This window comes from Helicobacter ganmani (assembly GCF_003364315.1).
Taxonomy (GTDB): domain Bacteria; phylum Campylobacterota; class Campylobacteria; order Campylobacterales; family Helicobacteraceae; genus Helicobacter_D; species Helicobacter_D ganmani.
Map to the genome: position 1 here is coordinate 245,384 of NZ_NXLS01000001.1, position 16,809 is coordinate 262,192.

18 protein-coding genes and 1 other RNA gene are annotated in these 16,809 nt (G+C 36.3%); 6 read left to right on the forward strand and 13 right to left on the reverse strand.

Annotated elements, in window-relative coordinates; all coding sequences use genetic code 11:
- Nucleotides 1-17 precede the first annotated feature (17 nt).
- Nucleotides 18-791 carry an MnmC family methyltransferase gene (locus CQA43_RS01175; protein ID WP_115550778.1) on the reverse strand — a complete coding sequence of 258 codons (774 nt, stop codon included), beginning with the start codon at nt 789-791 and terminating at the stop codon, nt 18-20.
- A gap of 133 nt (nt 792-924) precedes the next feature.
- Here CQA43_RS01175 and accD point away from each other — a divergent pair, with 133 nt between their 5' ends.
- The 4 genes from accD to CQA43_RS01195 all read left to right on the forward strand — a co-directional run bounded on the left by accD (nt 925) and on the right by CQA43_RS01195 (nt 3,717).
- Nucleotides 925-1,773, forward strand: coding sequence for an acetyl-CoA carboxylase, carboxyltransferase subunit beta (accD, locus tag CQA43_RS01180; protein WP_115550779.1), 849 nt, complete (start codon nt 925-927; stop codon nt 1,771-1,773).
- 83 nt (nt 1,774-1,856) lie between these two features.
- Nucleotides 1,857-2,324 (forward strand): 23S rRNA (pseudouridine(1915)-N(3))-methyltransferase RlmH, encoded by a 468-nt coding sequence (locus CQA43_RS01185; protein WP_115550780.1) that lies wholly within the window; start codon nt 1,857-1,859, stop codon nt 2,322-2,324.
- Nucleotides 2,325-2,335: 11 nt separating this feature from the next.
- Nucleotides 2,336-2,701, forward strand: coding sequence for an RNA polymerase-binding protein DksA (dksA, locus tag CQA43_RS01190; RefSeq protein ID WP_115550781.1), 366 nt, complete (start codon nt 2,336-2,338; stop codon nt 2,699-2,701).
- A complete protein-coding gene (locus CQA43_RS01195; RefSeq protein WP_115550782.1) occupies nt 2,698-3,717 on the forward strand; it encodes a hypothetical protein in 1,020 nt (339 codons plus the stop codon). The genes dksA and CQA43_RS01195 overlap by 4 nt, the downstream gene beginning before the upstream one ends.
- A gap of 186 nt (nt 3,718-3,903) precedes the next feature.
- On the opposite strand, the gene ruvB is transcribed toward CQA43_RS01195, so the two are convergent.
- Together ruvB and panB are read right to left on the reverse strand one after the other, a co-directional pair.
- Nucleotides 3,904-4,905 (reverse strand): Holliday junction branch migration DNA helicase RuvB, encoded by a 1,002-nt coding sequence (gene ruvB / locus CQA43_RS01200; RefSeq protein WP_115550783.1) that lies wholly within the window; start codon nt 4,903-4,905, stop codon nt 3,904-3,906.
- Between the two features lie 8 nt (nt 4,906-4,913).
- Nucleotides 4,914-5,720 (reverse strand): 3-methyl-2-oxobutanoate hydroxymethyltransferase, encoded by an 807-nt coding sequence (gene panB, locus CQA43_RS01205; RefSeq protein ID WP_115550784.1) that lies wholly within the window; start codon nt 5,718-5,720, stop codon nt 4,914-4,916.
- Nucleotides 5,721-5,870: 150 nt separating this feature from the next.
- Between panB and ssrA the strand changes: the two genes are divergently transcribed.
- Nucleotides 5,871-6,240: a transfer-messenger RNA gene (gene ssrA / locus CQA43_RS01210) on the forward strand.
- A 20-nt stretch (nt 6,241-6,260) separates the two neighbouring features.
- On the opposite strand, the gene cutA is transcribed toward ssrA, so the two are convergent.
- The 10 genes from cutA to groES form a co-directional block, all read right to left on the reverse strand.
- On the reverse strand, nt 6,261-6,614 hold the full coding sequence (gene cutA, locus CQA43_RS01215; RefSeq protein WP_115550785.1) for a divalent cation tolerance protein CutA: 354 nt from the start codon (nt 6,612-6,614) through the stop codon (nt 6,261-6,263).
- Complete coding sequence (locus tag CQA43_RS01220; protein WP_115550786.1) at nt 6,607-6,885, reverse strand: hypothetical protein; 279 nt, start codon at nt 6,883-6,885, stop codon at nt 6,607-6,609. Before CQA43_RS01220 ends, cutA begins: the two co-directional genes overlap by 8 nt.
- An 8-nt stretch (nt 6,886-6,893) precedes the next feature.
- Entirely contained in the window at nt 6,894-7,718 is an 825-nt protein-coding gene (locus CQA43_RS01225; RefSeq protein ID WP_115550787.1) for an HdrB C-terminal domain-containing protein, read from the reverse strand.
- A 9-nt stretch (nt 7,719-7,727) separates the two neighbouring features.
- Nucleotides 7,728-8,480: a DUF5644 domain-containing protein gene (locus tag CQA43_RS01230; RefSeq protein ID WP_115550788.1), complete on the reverse strand. Its 753-nt coding sequence runs from the start codon at nt 8,478-8,480 to the stop codon at nt 7,728-7,730.
- A gap of 39 nt (nt 8,481-8,519) precedes the next feature.
- A complete protein-coding gene (locus tag CQA43_RS01235) occupies nt 8,520-8,993 on the reverse strand; it encodes a hypothetical protein (RefSeq protein ID WP_115550789.1) in 474 nt (157 codons plus the stop codon).
- Between the two features lie 9 nt (nt 8,994-9,002).
- A complete protein-coding gene (locus CQA43_RS01240) occupies nt 9,003-10,739 on the reverse strand; it encodes a M3 family oligoendopeptidase (protein WP_115550790.1) in 1,737 nt (578 codons plus the stop codon).
- Nucleotides 10,740-11,021: 282 nt separating this feature from the next.
- Nucleotides 11,022-12,593: an O-fucosyltransferase family protein gene (locus CQA43_RS09440; protein WP_245944184.1), complete on the reverse strand. Its 1,572-nt coding sequence runs from the start codon at nt 12,591-12,593 to the stop codon at nt 11,022-11,024.
- A gap of 45 nt (nt 12,594-12,638) precedes the next feature.
- Nucleotides 12,639-13,088: a discoidin/SUN/FTP domain-containing protein gene (locus CQA43_RS01250; RefSeq protein ID WP_115550791.1), complete on the reverse strand. Its 450-nt coding sequence runs from the start codon at nt 13,086-13,088 to the stop codon at nt 12,639-12,641.
- Between the two features lie 254 nt (nt 13,089-13,342).
- The gene (gene groL, locus CQA43_RS01255; protein ID WP_115550792.1) at nt 13,343-14,983 is read right to left on the reverse strand and encodes a chaperonin GroEL; all 1,641 of its coding nucleotides are present in this window, start codon (nt 14,981-14,983) and stop codon (nt 13,343-13,345) included.
- A 28-nt stretch (nt 14,984-15,011) separates the two neighbouring features.
- On the reverse strand, nt 15,012-15,272 hold the full coding sequence (groES, locus tag CQA43_RS01260; RefSeq protein ID WP_115550793.1) for a co-chaperone GroES: 261 nt from the start codon (nt 15,270-15,272) through the stop codon (nt 15,012-15,014).
- Nucleotides 15,273-15,583: 311 nt separating this feature from the next.
- Between groES and CQA43_RS01265 the strand changes: the two genes are divergently transcribed.
- Nucleotides 15,584-16,756 carry a pyridoxal phosphate-dependent aminotransferase gene (locus CQA43_RS01265; RefSeq protein ID WP_115550794.1) on the forward strand — a complete coding sequence of 391 codons (1,173 nt, stop codon included), beginning with the start codon at nt 15,584-15,586 and terminating at the stop codon, nt 16,754-16,756.
- The last annotated feature ends 53 nt before the right edge of the window (nt 16,757-16,809 follow it).

A 16,809-nucleotide genomic window follows, 5' to 3' on the forward strand; every position in this document is an offset into this window, starting at 1 on the left:
CAATCCAAAAATAAATTTTACTCATCATACAATCCCCAAAGATTAGGGTTTGTTTTGATTTTGTGTGCAAGATTCACAGGAGTAATTTGCAAAATATTTTCTAATGCCAAAGTAGGAATCTCTTGAGTTTTGGTAAAAACAATAGAATCGCGCACGCACTTTTGCTGCAATTTATAAGCATAAAATCCAGCAAGAAACGCGGAATACAGCATACTTGAATGATGACTATAAGTCGTGATAATAACATTTTCTGCACTGATTTTATAAAGTATCTTGAAATATTCGTAAGTCCATAAGTTGCGATTCTTTACAGGGCTAAATGGGTCTTGAAAAATGCAATGAAAGGGAATCTTAAGACGATTGGAAAGTAAAAAACTCTTTAAAATCTCCCTTGCCTCGCCCAAATGCAAAATAATCTCAAGATTTTGCCTTTTGTAATAATGCGTAGTTACTAGGGATTCTAAGATGGCTCGCTCGGATTCTAGCTCCTGTGGATAAGGGTGCTTTAAAAGTTTTGGTAAAAGGGCAGAATCCAATTCAGGAGAGTGAATCACAATCTTACCCTCAAATCCCTGCAAACGCGCCATTAAACTTAAGCAAAGAGTATTAAATCCAAGCCCAAAGCACATATCAAGCACATTCAAAATCGGCTCTTTTGCACACAAAAAGAGTGCAGGTAAAATATGTTTATGCAAAGTCTCTTGCAATGCGCCATCTTTGGCATTATGGTAAGATTCATCAAATTGTGCATTATAAAGCGTTATGCTTGAATCTCCTGTGAAAATCTGCATATTTTACTTCTTTAAAGTGTAAATTAACACATAATTTTATATAATTTAAACTTTTACAAAATTTATTATTTGCAAAAATGCCATTCCAAAAATATGGAATCGCGAAACTATTTTTCAGTCTTAAGGAAATCAAATGGGATTTGCAGATTTTTTCAAAAACTTTAAAAAAGAAGATAGGGCTGTGCCACAAGAAGCCCCAAGTCATTGGGTAAAATGCCCAAGTTGCAATGCGTTAATGTATTACAAAGAAATCATTGCCCAACACCACACCTGCCCTAAATGCAATTTCCATATGCGCATTGGCTTAGAAGATAGAATCGCGCTAATGTGCGATGAAGGAAGTTTTGTAGAGTTTGACAAAGATTTAGCACCCAATGACCCCTTAGATTTCGTGGATAAAAAAAGCTATAAAAAACGGATAGAAGAATACACCAAAAAATGCGGGCGTCCAAGCGCAATTCTTAGCGGAGAATGCACAATTGATGGCATTAATGCACAAATTGTTCTGTTTGATTTTAATTTTATGGGAGGCTCATTTGCTTCGGTGGAAGGTGAAAAAATCGTGCGTGCAATTCATCGTGCAATAGAAAAAAAGCAAGGTTTAGTGATTGTTAGCGCAAGTGGCGGGGCGAGAATGCAAGAATCTACTTATTCGCTTATGCAAATGGCAAAAACTTCTGCGGCACTCAATGTGTTAAGTGAGGCGCGTTTGCCTTTTATTTCTGTATTAAGCGACCCCACAATGGGGGGCGTAAGTGCCTCATTTGCCTTTTTGGGCGATTTGATAATGGCAGAACCCGGAGCGATGATAGGTTTTGCTGGTGCAAGAGTTATCAAGCAAACAATTGGCACAGATTTACCACAAGGATTCCAAACAGCAGAATTTCTGCTAGAGCACGGACTTATTGATATGATTGTGCAGCGCAAAGAAATGAAACAAACAATTGCCCAAGCATTGAAATACCTTAAAGTGGAATCTTAAATGATACAAAGCCTCCGATTCTCTCTTCAAAACTCATCGTTTTTAAAAGATTCTCAATCCAAAAATAAGAATCCTTTAAGCTTATGATTAAAATAATTGTTTATTATATTGCCAAAAGTCAAAAGGATTTGAGTGACCAATTATGCGAAGAATTTGCAACACTATGCGGACAATTTGGTGCAAAATTAGAATTTATTAATTTGTTTTGCAAAGCCATTAGCTTGAGCCAAAAACAAGAAGCAGAGGAAGCGCAAAAATCCTACACAAAGGAATTTCTTAAAACCTTTAAACCCAATCAATACAGAATCGCCCTTAGTCCAAATGCCAAAATGCTAGATTCTTTTGAGTTTTCAAAAACTCTGCAAAACCAAAGTCATCTTGCATTTTTCATTGGAGGTGCGTATGGATTAGAAAAAAGCTTTATTCAATCTTGCCATATGCAGCTTTCACTCTCACCCCTTACCTTTAGCCATAAAGTTGCTAAAGTCGTGCTAAGTGAGCAGATTTATCGTGCATTTTGTATCATCTATAATCATCCATATCACAAATGACAGGAGAAAAAATGCGTCAAAGTGAATTAAACAACTTAAAAACTTATTTATTAGATAGGAAAAAAGCAATTTTGGATAACAATTCCATACACAAACAAACAATGGAACATATTCAAAACAACCATATCAACGAGGCAGATTATGCAGCAATGCAGATTAGAAATGCGCTAGATAGCTCTATCTCGCAAAGGCATCTTTTGGAACTAGAATACATTGAACAAGCATTAGAAAAAATTGAAAAAGACATCTATGGAATCTGTGAAATGTGTGATGAAGAAATCGGAATCCAACGTTTAAAAGCAAAACCACATGCAAAATATTGTATAGTATGCCGAAAAATTATTGAAAAAGATTCAAAGGAAAAGGACCAAAAATGAAATTCAAATATTACATTGGGGCATTATTCGTATTCATCGTTCTTTTAGGGCTTTATGTTTATAGTCTTAGTGGTGCAAGCTTTACCTTTATGATTCCATTTAGCACACAGAGCATTACACTTCCTGTTGCAATATGGTTTGTTGTTCCTGTTATCGTGTTTTTTATCATCGTCATATTTTTAGAAATTGGCGGTTCTTATCGTATGTGGCGCAAACGCACAAAATACAAACACGACTATAAAATACTTTTAGAACAAATAGAAAACCAACTTCTTAGCAAAGATGTTCCACTCAAACAACCTACAATGAATCGCTATAAAAGCCTTTCTATTTTATTAGGAAATCTAACCTTAGACATCAAAGAGGGAATTGCTCTTAAAAGTGGCGAAACAAGATTAGACGAACTCATTGAGCTTCTTGGCGACTTAAAAAGAGGTGAATATGTCAATCTTAAAAAATTCAACCCTGGAGAAAAATCTCCTTTTATGAATCAAAATATACTTAATCAAATCCATAGTGATGAAAAATTTGCCACAGAGGTATTAAAAAAATCAAGTTATGATGAAGAATCTAAACGCGAGGCTTTCAAAAAACTACTCAATTGTGGAGAGACAAAAACAATCAAGCAATTTATTGGCGAAATCAAATTCAACAAAGATCTTGCAAATGAAATGTTAGGAATGTGTTATGCAAACAAAATCAACTTCAGCAATGATGAAATTGCCAAGCTTTGCACAGAAGTAAAATACAGCAAAGAAGACTATTTGCACTTGTCTCAAAAACTAAAAGAATGTTACGAGCCTGCGGCTTGGGTTAGCTTATTTGAAAATCTCGCAAACCAAGATGAGCTAGCAGAAATTGCATATTTTTATGTGCTTTTGGAGCTAGAAATGATTGATGAAGCCAAAGAACGTCTAAATACATACCCTCAAAACGAACTTTTAAAAGTGCGTGCATATTTGGATTTGAAAGATTCAGGTAAAAAATATCCTTTAGAATTGTTTTTACTTGATTAAATCCTCTTGTCCTTGCATATATTTTGCCGTTACGATTCCACTTATGGAATCGTAACAATCTGCTAATCTTTATTGTAAGATTCTATGCAATAGAAAATTGTCATTGTAAGACTTCGTTGAAATGGAATCTCAAAAAGGATTTAAAGCAAGATTTTACACTGCAATGATAATAAAAAAATCTCTACACTAAAACAAACTTCCCGCTTCTCTGAAAGAAAACAATTCATAGGTTTTTTGCGTTGCGATTCTGCCACGTGCAGTGCGCTCTAAATATCCATTGACAAGCAAATAAGGCTCAATCACATCTTCAATCGTTCCCTCGTCCTCACTCATTGCTGCTGCAAGCGTGCTAAGTCCGATAGGGCGTCCGCGATTCTCACAAATAATCTTCAAGAATCGTAAATCTAACTCATCAAACCCATATTCATTGACACCAAGTTCATTGAGTGCATATTGCGTGCGTTCTTGCGTGATGATTGCCTCTTGTGCTACTTCTGCAAAATCCCTTACGCGCTTTAACAATCTCAATGCGATTCTAGGCGTCCCTCTTGAGCGTCTAGCAATCTCTAATGCCCCCTCATTGGAGCATTCTTTTTGCAATTTCATTGAAGCAATCCTCACGATACGCGCTAACTCCTCTTTTTCGTAAAACTGCATACGAAACTGCATTCCAAATCTATCACGCAAGGGATTGCTAATCATTCCTGCGCGCGTAGTTGCTCCTATGAGTGTAAATCGCGGCAAGTCAATTTTCACCGTTTGAGCCGCAGGTCCGCTACCGATGATGATATCTAATCTAAAATCCTCCATTGCGGGATATAAAATCTCCTCAATTGCTGGACTTAAACGATGAATCTCATCAATAAATAAAATCTCTCCCTCACTTAAATTTGTCAAAATTGCAGCCAAATCTCCTGCTTTTTCAATCATTGGAGCAGCAGTTACTTTGATAGAAGTTTGCATTTGATTGCTGATAATATATGCCAAAGTCGTCTTGCCAAGACCCGGGGGACCAAAAAGCAAAAGGTGATCTAGCACCTCCCCGCGCATTTTTGCCGCAGTAATAAAAACCTGTAGATTTCGTTTAAGTTTTTCTTGCCCGATATAATCGTCCCAACAAGTAGGACGCAAACGTATGTCTTCCTCTTTTTCTAAGGATAGTTTTTCAATCTCTACAATGCGCTCCAAGATTCCCCCTAATAACTTTCTTGCTCACTTGGAAAATGCCCACTTTTGACATCTTCAACATATTTGCGCACACCTTGACGCAACAGCTCCGCACCTTTGAGATATTGACGCACAAATTTGGGTTTAAACTCCTCAAAAAATCCAAAAGCATCACTCCACACCAACACTTGCCCATCTACATCTACTCCGCTTCCAATACCAATAATTGGAATCTTAACGCTTTGCGTAATCTGTTTGGCAGCCTCCGCTCTTACTCCCTCTAACAAAATGCTAAACGCTCCGCTACGTTCAATATCCTGCGCAAGGTTGATGAGGGATTCTATATTTTCTTGCGTTTTACCCTGCACTTTATATCCTCCCTCACTGCGAACAAATTGTGGTTTTAAGCCAATATGCGCCATTACAGCAATTCCATTTTCAACCAACATTTTAATGCTTTTTATACCCTCAAAGCCAACCTCTAGTTTCACTGCCTGTGCTTTTGTTTCTTTATAGATGCGAATTGCAGATTGCAATGCAAGATGAGATGTCGTCGTGCTTCCAAAGGGTAAATCACAAACAATCAAACTTTTTTTTGCTCCATTACAAACTGCTTGTGTATGATAAATCATAGAATCCAAAGTGCTGCTTAAGGTATCTTGCCCACCAAAAAAACTCATCTGCAAGCTATCCCCTACCAAAATCATATCTACTTCACCATCAAAGATTTTCGCCATTAATGCATCATAGGCTGTTAGCATAGTGATTTTCTCTACGCCTTTTTTTTGTGAAATTTGCGTCGTGGTAATAGACTTTATTGCATTTTGCATACTCATTTTTGTCCTTTGTGAAATCACTTATGATTTGAAACTACATTTTACAATAAAATATAATTTTTTATTCTAAAATGCTGCGAAACTCTTTTGAAAATAAAATCTTTATAAATATTTTATAGAAATTGCGTTAGAATCCCTACTTTGTTGTTTGGGGCTGACTTGAATTTCGACAAGAATTAGATAGCTCTAGCTGCATGCCGACTTGTGTTATGTCGTAAAACTAGCATATAAATATAAACGCAAACAACGCAAATTACGCTCCTGCTTACGCTAAAGTTGCGTAAGTTTAATTAGCTTTTGGAGCTGTTTTTGAACAAGGATTCTAGCGACTTTTCAAAAACATCATTTTAGCTAGATGCGCCTTGCACTACCGAATGCAAGTTTAAGTTTAGGTTGCCTTGAAGCATTATTTTTGGAAGTTTGGTGTTTTTAAGAAAGATTTAAAATCCAAATAAGCATGTATATCGGCTGTTGTTGGTCTAGTTTTTGGACTGGGGTTTGATTCCCCACAGCTCCACCAAATCTCTTTTGCGCAAGATTCTATTTCTTTTTAGTCTTTTGACACCACTTTTTATAAGCTTTAGAAACTTGACTTAATTTAATACCAACAATTTCTGGAATCTCGTAAGAATGATGTTGCAAAATTAACCTACGCAAAGTTTTAAAATCCTGTTTAAACACCTTAAAACTCAACAAAATCTCTTTTTCGTGGCAAACTTCTAATAAATTTTGACTGGTTGAATGATGCCAAAAATAATGGCTTTGAATCTCTGCTTGCTGAATACGGGGAGTAAGTTTGGACTGCAAAGCAACTTCAATCAAAACTTCGGCATTTGCTGTCGTAGTCGTCGTTTGAAGCAACATTAAACAATTTTTGTGTTCTTTTTTATTCATCTTTGACACCCATTCTCTTTTTTTTCTCCTCTAAGGATTTTTTCTTTTCCTCCTTGCGCATTCGCTCCAAATTCATCTGACGTTCTCTAGAACGTTTAAATTTCTCCAAATATTCCTGCCGCTCTGTCGGACTTTGGTAAGCAATAGGACGAATAAAAAAAATAACCAACATTAACACAAAAAAGAAAATTGCAACCTCTTGATTGGAAGTTAATTTATACCAAATCATCGCAATGCCAAGAGAAATAATAACTTTTAGCGCAATAATCATTGTTTTTCTTAGAGCATTCTAGGTAGAATCTTATGTTCTTTAAACTGCAAAGCATTACAAGATGCTGTTTCCTCAAAAAGAGCCAAAATCACTTGAGGTATAAAAAGCAATGGAATCTCTAAATCATCACGACCGCTTGCGATTTTCAACTCTACCGCATTTTGGTCCATTAATTCAAAATTGCCAATATTTGGCGTCAAAATAAAATCTACGCCACTATCTACCATTTCATAATAATCCGCTGCACCCATTTTGTAAGCCAATACTTGATTAACTTGCATCAAATACGCATAGCTCTCTTTAAAAAATGGCATGATCTTTAACCCCGTAATCTCCTCTAAACCTACAATGATTTGGGATTCTATTGCCCAAGTTTCAAGCTCCCTATCCAATATCAAAGCGCATTTAAATCCCTGCCAACATTTGGATTTTAGATGTGAATCTTTAAGTGCGTTTAGCATAATTTCTGGAGCAAAAACAAAGCAATTTTCCAAGCTTAAAATATCAATTTCTACACCACATTCTTTGATAAGAGATTCCCTTAATTCTGTTTCCTCATAAAGGGCTTTTAAAAATCTCTTAATCTCTAGTAGGCTTTGAGAATCGCAGAGAAGTATTTTGTGATTCGTTTCTTGAGCCTCCAAAAGCAAAAGAAATAGTTTTTGATAATATTTCACCCTCTCAATAAAAGGCAAAAATTTGCCCTCTAGCGCGAGAGTTTGAGTTTTTTCAATAGGAATTTGTAGCTTCTCTAAAAGAACTTTGAAATTTGACATCAAAAGATGAGAGGATTTTGGATATAAATTATTATGCAATAAAATAAAAGATTCCATTTATTTTCCTTAAAAATTAACTTTTTTGAGCAATTTTGCTTTAAAAGACTGAATCTTCGAGAGTTCGCTTCTTTCAAAGACGATTTGCTTTAACTCATTAATACACGCGTCAAACTTTGGATTTTGGGGAAAAAGATAAGTTTGCAAACTCTGCGCATTGAAGATTCCATTTTCCAATCCGCAAATCGTTTCCAAAACTTCTAAAGTTTTATGTTTGGCATATAAGGAGGCTACCAAAATAAAATATGCCTCCCCTAAATATTCTGGATTCTCAACACTTAAGGGCGTAGCATAGGCAAAAGGCAAAAAAGAAAGCAAAAAAGCATCTTTGATGGTCTGCGTCTCTATATCCAATGCTTTCAATCCCTTAAACTCCACATCTTTAAGAATGCTTTGCACTTCTTCTTGCGCCAACTCATCTAGCCCAACTTGCTTGAGCAATTCTAACTTTTGCAAAAATGGCTGAACATCAATAATTAAATCTTTCAAAGCCAAATGCGGATTTAGTGGCTCTATCCTCCATTCTAATCCAAATCTTTTAATCAAATCCTCTATCTTAAGACCAAAATCAAACACCACCACACCATTAATCTTAAATCCATACGCATTATAACCATACTCTAACACATTTTCTTGGACAATAGCTAGCAAATCCAATAATGACTTTTGTCCATTAATTTTCACTATCAATTTTGCAAAATAAGGCAGATAATCCGTCTTAACATCAAAACGGAACAATTCTAAATTAATTTTCTTATCCATATTTTCTCCCATAAACACTAAACTTTAAAGTATAGCAAATTATTTTTTAAACCTTTTGTTTTTTGGATTTGCTAAAAGTGCTTTCATAGAACTATGAATCCCCTCCTCTTCTCCGTTTTTTGTCTGCTCTAACTCTGCAAATGTCGCAAAAAGATTTACAAACACGCAAAAATCTGCACGCAAATCCTCATCATTGGGCAATAAAATCTGCACGATAGAATCCAAAGGTGTTGTTACAAAACTGCCCAAATTCTCTTCACCAAACCCTGCTTCAAAATAAAGATTCTTTGAATCTAGTTCCAAGCTTTCAAAAGTATAACCGGCTAAAATAAACACCGTCAAATCACTAAAAGAACCACGAATAGAATCCGGTAATTCTGGCTCAAACTTGACGCGACGCACATTACATACAATAGAAAAATTCACTTTTTTTTGGATTAAATATTCCAAAACCTCATAACAATGTTTTCTTAATAATTCTTTTATTTTCTTATCTTTTAGCAAAAACTCCATAATCCCTCCTTACAAAATCTCCCTTAAACCCTTTAATAGCAGTTTCACTTCATTCATACCAATCTGCCAAAAATCATTGCTTTCAATATCTAAGCCAAAAATCCCCACCAACTCTTTGGGAGATTTACTGCCTCCAAGACTCAAAAACTCTTCATATTTTGAGACAAAATCTATGGGATTCAACCGATAAACTCCAAAAAGTGCAAAAACCAAAAGTTGCCCATAACTATATGCATAACAATAAAAAGGAGTATGAATAAAATGCGGAATATAAGACCACCACAAGCGATAATTTGGTGTCAAAACCACACTTTTACCAAACATTTTTTGATTTTCTTCTTGCCAAAGTGCGCAAAACTCTTCCTTGTCTAGCTCTCCTTCTTTGCTATGTACCAAACGTTCAAAATTTGTGAAAACATTTTGGCGAAAAAGAGTTGCAAACACATCTTCTAACTTACCCGCATACAATTCAATTTTTTGCTCTGGATTCAGATTCTTTTTCATTTTTTCAAAAAGCAACATTTCGGCAAATACGGAAGCAGTTTCCGCCGTAGTTAAAGGCGTATCTGCATTAAGATAACCCACTTGATAAGATAAAGTTTGATGAATCGTATGACCTAGCTCGTGTGCCATTGTAAAGACATCTCTCCTGCGATTTGTATGATTCAACATTAAATAAGGATGAACACTCGGCACACAACTATGACTAAAAGCCCCACCGCGCTTGTTTTCTCTTGGGTGAGAATCCACCCAACCTTCCTCAAAAGCACGCGTTGCGATTCTATGGAATCGGGGAGAAAACTCTTTGAAAGCCTCCAATACGATTGCTTTAGATTCTTGATAGGTAAATTCTACATCTTCGCCACAAGAAATCGGCGCATATCTATCATAATCATAAAGCGTTTCTAATCCTAAAATCTTAGCTTTTAACGTGTAATATTCCTCTACAATGCTTACATTTTCATTGATGGTTTTCACCATAGAATCCACGCTTTTTTGTGTCGTTTGATTATCCAAATGACGTGATTCCTCCAAGTTTGTATAATTTCTTAACTCGGTGGTAATTTTTAAATCCTTGCGCACAATATTATAAATATAAGTCAATAAATCAAGATTCTTTTTTAAGCCCTCACTCAAGGATTCTTGCGCCCTCTTGCGCACTTCTCTTTCTTTATCATATAATAAACTCAAAACCTCTTCTTCACCCACCTCTTTTGTGTTTCCGTCCAAAGTAATTCCAAAACGCAAACGACTTAAATGCTCATCAAACAAACGTTTAAAGCTATCCACACTTACAGGCTGCGTTTTTAGCAAAATTTTCTCTTCCTTTAAACTCAACTGATGTTTAGAATTCTTACTCAAAAGCTCCAAATAATAAGCATATTCTTTTGAGTTTTGGATAAATTCTTGCTGCTTTTTTACCTCAAGCGCATTAAACTCTAAATCAAAAAACAAAAGTGATTCTTGTGCAGCATTTACCCGCATTTCACAATCCGCATAAAATGCACCCTCTTTGGTATTGGAAGCAAAACGCAAAAAAGCATAAGTCATAATGCGCGAAAGACTCTCACAAATACTTTCGTATGTTTTCATTGCCTCATAAAACGCTTCTGGGGTTAATTCAAAAAGTTTGTCCTTATAAAGTTTCTCAAATGTTTTTGCGCGCTCTATGCCCTTTTTTATCGCTTCTTGCAGAGATTCCTCCTCGCCAAAAAGTGGCTTGAGATTCCATAAATTTTTATCCATTTATCTTGCCTTATCACCTCAATTAGAAGATGATATTCTACAATAATCCTATTAAATTTGTTGATTTTAAATCAAAGATTTTTAAAAATTTTAATACCAAATGGGTGGATTGCTTCAGTATTATATTTTTTCGTCATTGCGAGCCGATTTATCGGCGTGGCAATCTATAATCAAACAATAAATGAATATCTTTGCAATGGAATCTTTAAATTATGAGAGATTATGGATTGCTTCGCTATTTGCAAGGTAATCTTTCCTCACACCACCTTTAACCCACAGACTTTAGCCACAAAGGCTTTGAGCAAATAAAGCAATATTGCCCCCCCCCCCCGCACGATTCGCAGCAATTAAACCTTCGCCTAGTTTATAAGAAGTGTAGTTTTTGATTTGGATTGCTTCCTTATAGTCTGCATAAGATTCTAGAGGAGGAAGTTTTAGTTTTGGATTCTTTTTGATTCTTTCTTGATATTGTTGCTGTTCTATCTTATGGGATTCTTTAATATAGCTTAGAACATAAGGTAAGCGTATCATTCCCCATAAGCTTTTGGAGTTTAGAATCATTGCATTGCCTAATTTGTAGGCTAAATGGGATTGGAAGCGTAGAGTTGCGCCTGTTAGGCTACTTTGCTGAATTGGGTTTTGTTGGGGTATAGATTTTATAAGCGAGAGATAATGTCCCTTGAAGGTAGTATTTTTGGAATCTACACTCTGTGCTCTCCACGCAAACTCAATCCCAAAAAGCTTGGAAGCCAAGAGATTCAAATACACACTTGTCTTTTGCAAAGACAAAAATTTCTCATACTGCTTCAATGCAAAGCGTGCAATAAAATTACGACCCAAAAAGCCATCAAAAGCCCCTCTTGTAAAGATTGTATTTACATCAAACTTCTCAAAGAGCCATTTTGCCTTTGCCTCCGCCTTTGCTTCCTTATCTAAAGCAAGCAAAATCATTGCCTCAAAAAAATGATAGGTTGCAACTTTGTCATTATAAACAATTGCTTCTTTCACAATTCTAAGCAGGGATTCCAAATCTTGCGGGAAAAGTTCCAAATGCAATGCAGCAAGCAACATTCTGCTATAAGAATTTTGCAAAGGCTTAAATAGAATCTTATTGGCATTTTTCTTTAGGATTCTATACTGCTCCTCTTTGCTAAAGATTTTTGACCAGCTTTGGGGTTCTCGTCCCAAACCTATGAGGCTTGCAAGCCTTGCAAAACCACTTCCACCATTGGTGTAGATTTCGCAAGAATGAGACATTAAAATAATCTCTTGGAGTGCGATTTGCGTCTCATTCTCCAAGTTTTTGCCTAGAAACTCCTTAGAATTATAAATGTGGGGATAATTCCTCCCATAATACTCTACCAAAGCCTCTATTTCCTGACTATCCTCGCCAAAAAGCAAAATAGCTTGAGATTTTTGTATCGCTTGCTCTATCAGCTCCATAGCAATTTCTGCGGGCGTGTATTTGTAAAACCAAAACGCGCCACAAGGATTATACACAATATCTCCGCTTCGTATATGTATAGAGAGATACTCCCTGCCTATCTTGCTTTTGAGATTCTCTGCATTTTGTGCTGCCTCTTGCAAGAGGACTTGGATTTTTTCACTAAAGGCAATCTTTCGCCAAAAACTTGGATAATCTTTTGCGTAATCCTTTGGTAATCCCTCATAATTTAATTCACCATGATAAAAATAATGCCCCCAAGAGCGTTGATAGGGCTTTACTAAAAAGTCGTCTAAAGATTTTGCACCCGGCTTTGTCCCATAAATGTCATTATTGGGAATCTTTCCTGCATACACATAACTTTGGATAAAATCGGGGGCAAAAATCTCCTCCGCACTTTCAATATTCATCACATTGATTCCGGTTTGATTGAAGTTTGAGCCTTTTCTGTATCGCTACAATGTCCCCCATTTAAATCCTGTGTATTTTGCCATAGCCATACAATTTAGAATCGCAATCATTCTATCGCCCCACCCCGCTTGTGTAGGACTTATAAATAATCCCGAATATTTACGAATAAAAACCTTAAAATCTAATGGTATCGGCTGGTGGGATATTTTTATATAACGCGCATTAAGGGCTTGATAAATCGGAATCTCCAAGAAATCGGATATTTCTATGCTATCTAATAATTCGCCACCTAACTTTTCCCAAACCTTACCATCACAAGAAGTTTCTACGCTTAAAAATTCTTTGTTTTTGGCTGCTAGAGCTAAAGAATCTTTGGCATAAAAAATCCTAAGAGATTCTATTGAGTATTCTTGCTGCAAATCCATAAATAACACATTTTCTTGCGATTCTATTGCTTGACTTACTTCCGATAAATCCTCGTCTTTCCATACCATTTTTATTCCTTGTTTATATTTATTTGTATTCAAAGGGTATATTGTATAGTTTTTTAAAAGCTATTACAATAAATCCCCCCCCCCCCGCAGAATCCGAGCTTAGATAAACATAAAATACCAAAAACTTAAAAAAATGAGATTCTATGTTGTAGATTGTTTCGCTATCTTTGCGTTAATTAAAATATGAAGAAATTTGTGTCTTAAAGGAGGATTTGCAATGACGCAAAGGCTTATCATTGCAAAAGGGGACGAAATTACATCATTCCGCCCATACCTCCCATTCCGCCCATACCACTCATATCTGGCATTGCAGGTTTATCCTCTTTGATTTCATGCACTGTGGCTTCCGTTGTAAGCAATAAGCTAGAAACAGAAACTGCATTTTGAAGCGCGATTCTTGCAACTTTTAGCGGGTCAATGATTCCTGCTTCAAACATATCCACATAAGTACCATTAGAAGCGTCAAAGCCGTGATTTACATTAGAATCTTTTTCTACATTATTCACCACGACACCATCATCAAAGCCTGCGTTGGTTGCGATTTGTTTAATCGGAGCAGAAATTGCGCGTTTAATGATTTCATAGCCAATTTTTTCATCACCCTCTAACTTTAGGCTAACTTTCGCTGCTGCGCGCACAAGTGCCGCACCACCACCGATAATAATACCCTCTTCAACCGCTGCTTTTGTTGCACTTAACGCATCATCAACGCGGTCTTTTTTCTCTTTCATTTCTACTTCGCTTGCCGCACCTACTTTAATCACAGCTACACCGCCGCTAAGTTTTGCAAGTCTTTCTTGCAATTTTTCCCTATCATAATCACTTGTAGTGCTTTGGATTTGTGTTTTAATCTGTGCGATTCTAGCATTAACGGCATCTTTTTGACCTGCACCATCTACAATTGTTGTATTGTCTTTATCAATCACTATTCTAGCCGCTTGCCCCAAATCTGCAATTGTCGCAGCTTCTAGTGTTTTACCCAATTCTTCGCTAATCACTTCGCCACCTGTTAAAGTTGCAATATCTTTTAGCATTTCTTTTCTTCTATCACCAAATCCGGGAGCTTTGACTGCAGCAACATTCAATACGCCACGTAATTTATTCACAACTAAAGTTGTCAAAGCTTCTCCCTCAATGTCTTCTGCGATAATCAAAAGTGGCTTACCGCTTTTCATTGTAGATTCTAAAAGTGGCAAAATGTCTTTCATAGAAGTAATTTTTTTGTCTGTCAGCAAAATATAGGGCTGCTCTAACTCTGCTTCCATTTTGTCGCTATTGGTTACAAAATAAGGGCTAAGGTAACCTCTATCAAACTGCATACCCTCAACCACGCTTAGTTCATCGTTGATTCCTTTTGCTTCTTCTACGGTAATAACGCCATCTTTACCAACTTTTTCCATAGCTTCCGCAATGAGTTCGCCTACTTTGGAATCAGAATTTGCAGAGATTGTTGCTACTTGTGCAATTTCTTTTTTACCCGCAACAGGTTTAGCAATTTTCTTAAGCTCTTCTGTGATTGCCTCTGCTGCTTTATCCATTCCACGCTTTACTTGCACAGGATTCGCACCTGCAGTAATATTTCTCAAACCCTCTTTGAAAATACTATATGCTAAAACCGTTGCCGTAGTCGTACCATCACCTGCTGCGTCTGCGGTTTTACTTGCGACTTCTTTTACAAGTTGCGCTCCCATATTTGCAATAGGGTCTGCTAATTCAATTTCTTTTGCTACTGAAACGCCGTCTTTTGTAATACTTGGCGCACCAAAGCTTTTTTGAATCAACACATTGCGTCCTCTTGGTCCCATTGTTACTTTTACAGCGTCATTTAGCTGTTTTACACCCTCATATAATCTATTTCTTGCATTGTCTGAAAAATTAATTTCTTTACTTGCCATTTTTATCTCCTTAATTATATATTTTCTTTTAAGCTCTCACGCCTAAAACATCTTCAAGCTTTAAAATCAAATATTCTTTTCCCTCTAGTTTCACTTCAGTGCCAGAATATTTTCCAAAAACAACTTTATCACCTACTTTTACATCTTTAACTTCGCTACCAATTGCTTGAATAATTCCTTCAAGCGGCTTTTCTTTCGCATTATCAGGGATAATAATTCCTGAAGTAGTTTTTGTGTCTTCTTCTAGTCTTTCTACTAGAACTCTTTCTCCAAGTGGTCTGAAATTCATAAGAATTACCTCCAAAAATTAAATATTTTTTAAAAACAGCGGAATTATAATGCAAAAACTTTACTTTGTCAATACATTAAGTAAAAAAATTCATTAAATCTTAGTCTATTAGACTAAAAATTAATTAGTCATTAATGCTAAATACTTTTAAATTCAATAAGCATAAGGGCGAAATTTAGTAGAATCTCTACCAAAAATACAAAGAGATTCTAAGCCTACAAAAGTTAAACAATTCTCTTAACTTTTATAAAATTTTCAATAAATTAAGATTATTATTGCGTTTCAATCTACCTAATCAATAAGGACTTACTATGCAGGCACATTATGCAAGCAGAATCACTGCTCTATCAGAATCTATCACTCTTGCAATTAGCACACTTGCGCGAGAACTAAAATCACAAGGAAAAGACATTCTCTCTTTTTCTGCGGGTGAACCGGATTTTGATACTCCCCAAGTCGTTAAAGATGCAGCAATCCAAGCAATCAACGAGGGTTTTACCAAATATACTGCAGTCGCTGGAATCCCGGAGCTTTTAAATGCGATTAGCGTGAAGTTGAAGCGGGATAATAATTTAGAATATTCCACCAAAGAAATCATTGTAAATAGCGGGGCGAAACACTCACTTTTTAATGTATTTCAAGCATTAATTGAAAAGGACGACGAAGTGATTATCCCCTCACCTTATTGGGTAACTTACCCCGAGCTTGTTACATTTAGCGGTGGCAAGAATATCTTTATCCAGACTACACAAGAAAATAACTTCAAAATCACAAAAGAACAGCTAAAAGCCGCCATAACGCCTAAAACAAAAATGCTAGTGCTTACAACACCCTCCAATCCCACAGGAATGGTGTATTCTAGAGCAGAGTTAGAAGAAATTGCAGAGATTTTAAAAGACACAAATATTTGGTTGCTTAGCGATGAAATCTATGAAAAATTGGTTTATGATGGCACTTTTGTCTCACCTGCTAGCCTTAGTCAAGATATGCTTGAGCGCACAATTACCGTTAATGGGCTCAGTAAGGCAGTCGCAATGACTGGTTGGCGAATGGGCTATGTAGCGAGCAAAGACCAAAAACTTTGCAAACTCATTAATGCACTACAAGGACATTCTACCTCCAATATCAACTCTATCACACAAAAAGCCGCAATTACTGGGCTAAATGGTAGTGCAGATAAAGAAATTGAGATAATGCGTCAAGCTTTTAAAGAGCGGAGAGATTTTGCCTGCGAAAGATTTAATACCATTAAAGGGTTAAAAGCTAGCAAACCCGATGGAGCGTTCTATCTTTTTGTTCATTGTGCAGAGATTTCTAAAGATTCTATGCAATTTTGCAAAAACTTGTTAGAATATGCTGGCGTGGCTGTCGTTCCGGGAATTGGCTTTGGAATGGACGGCTATTTTAGATTCTCCTTTGCCACAGATTTAAATAGTATTGACAAAGGGATTCAAAGAATCAAAGATTACTGCGAGAATCTTTAAAAACTTTAAACTCTCTATTTAGCAAGGATAAGGCGAGATTCTTCGTCTCGTCC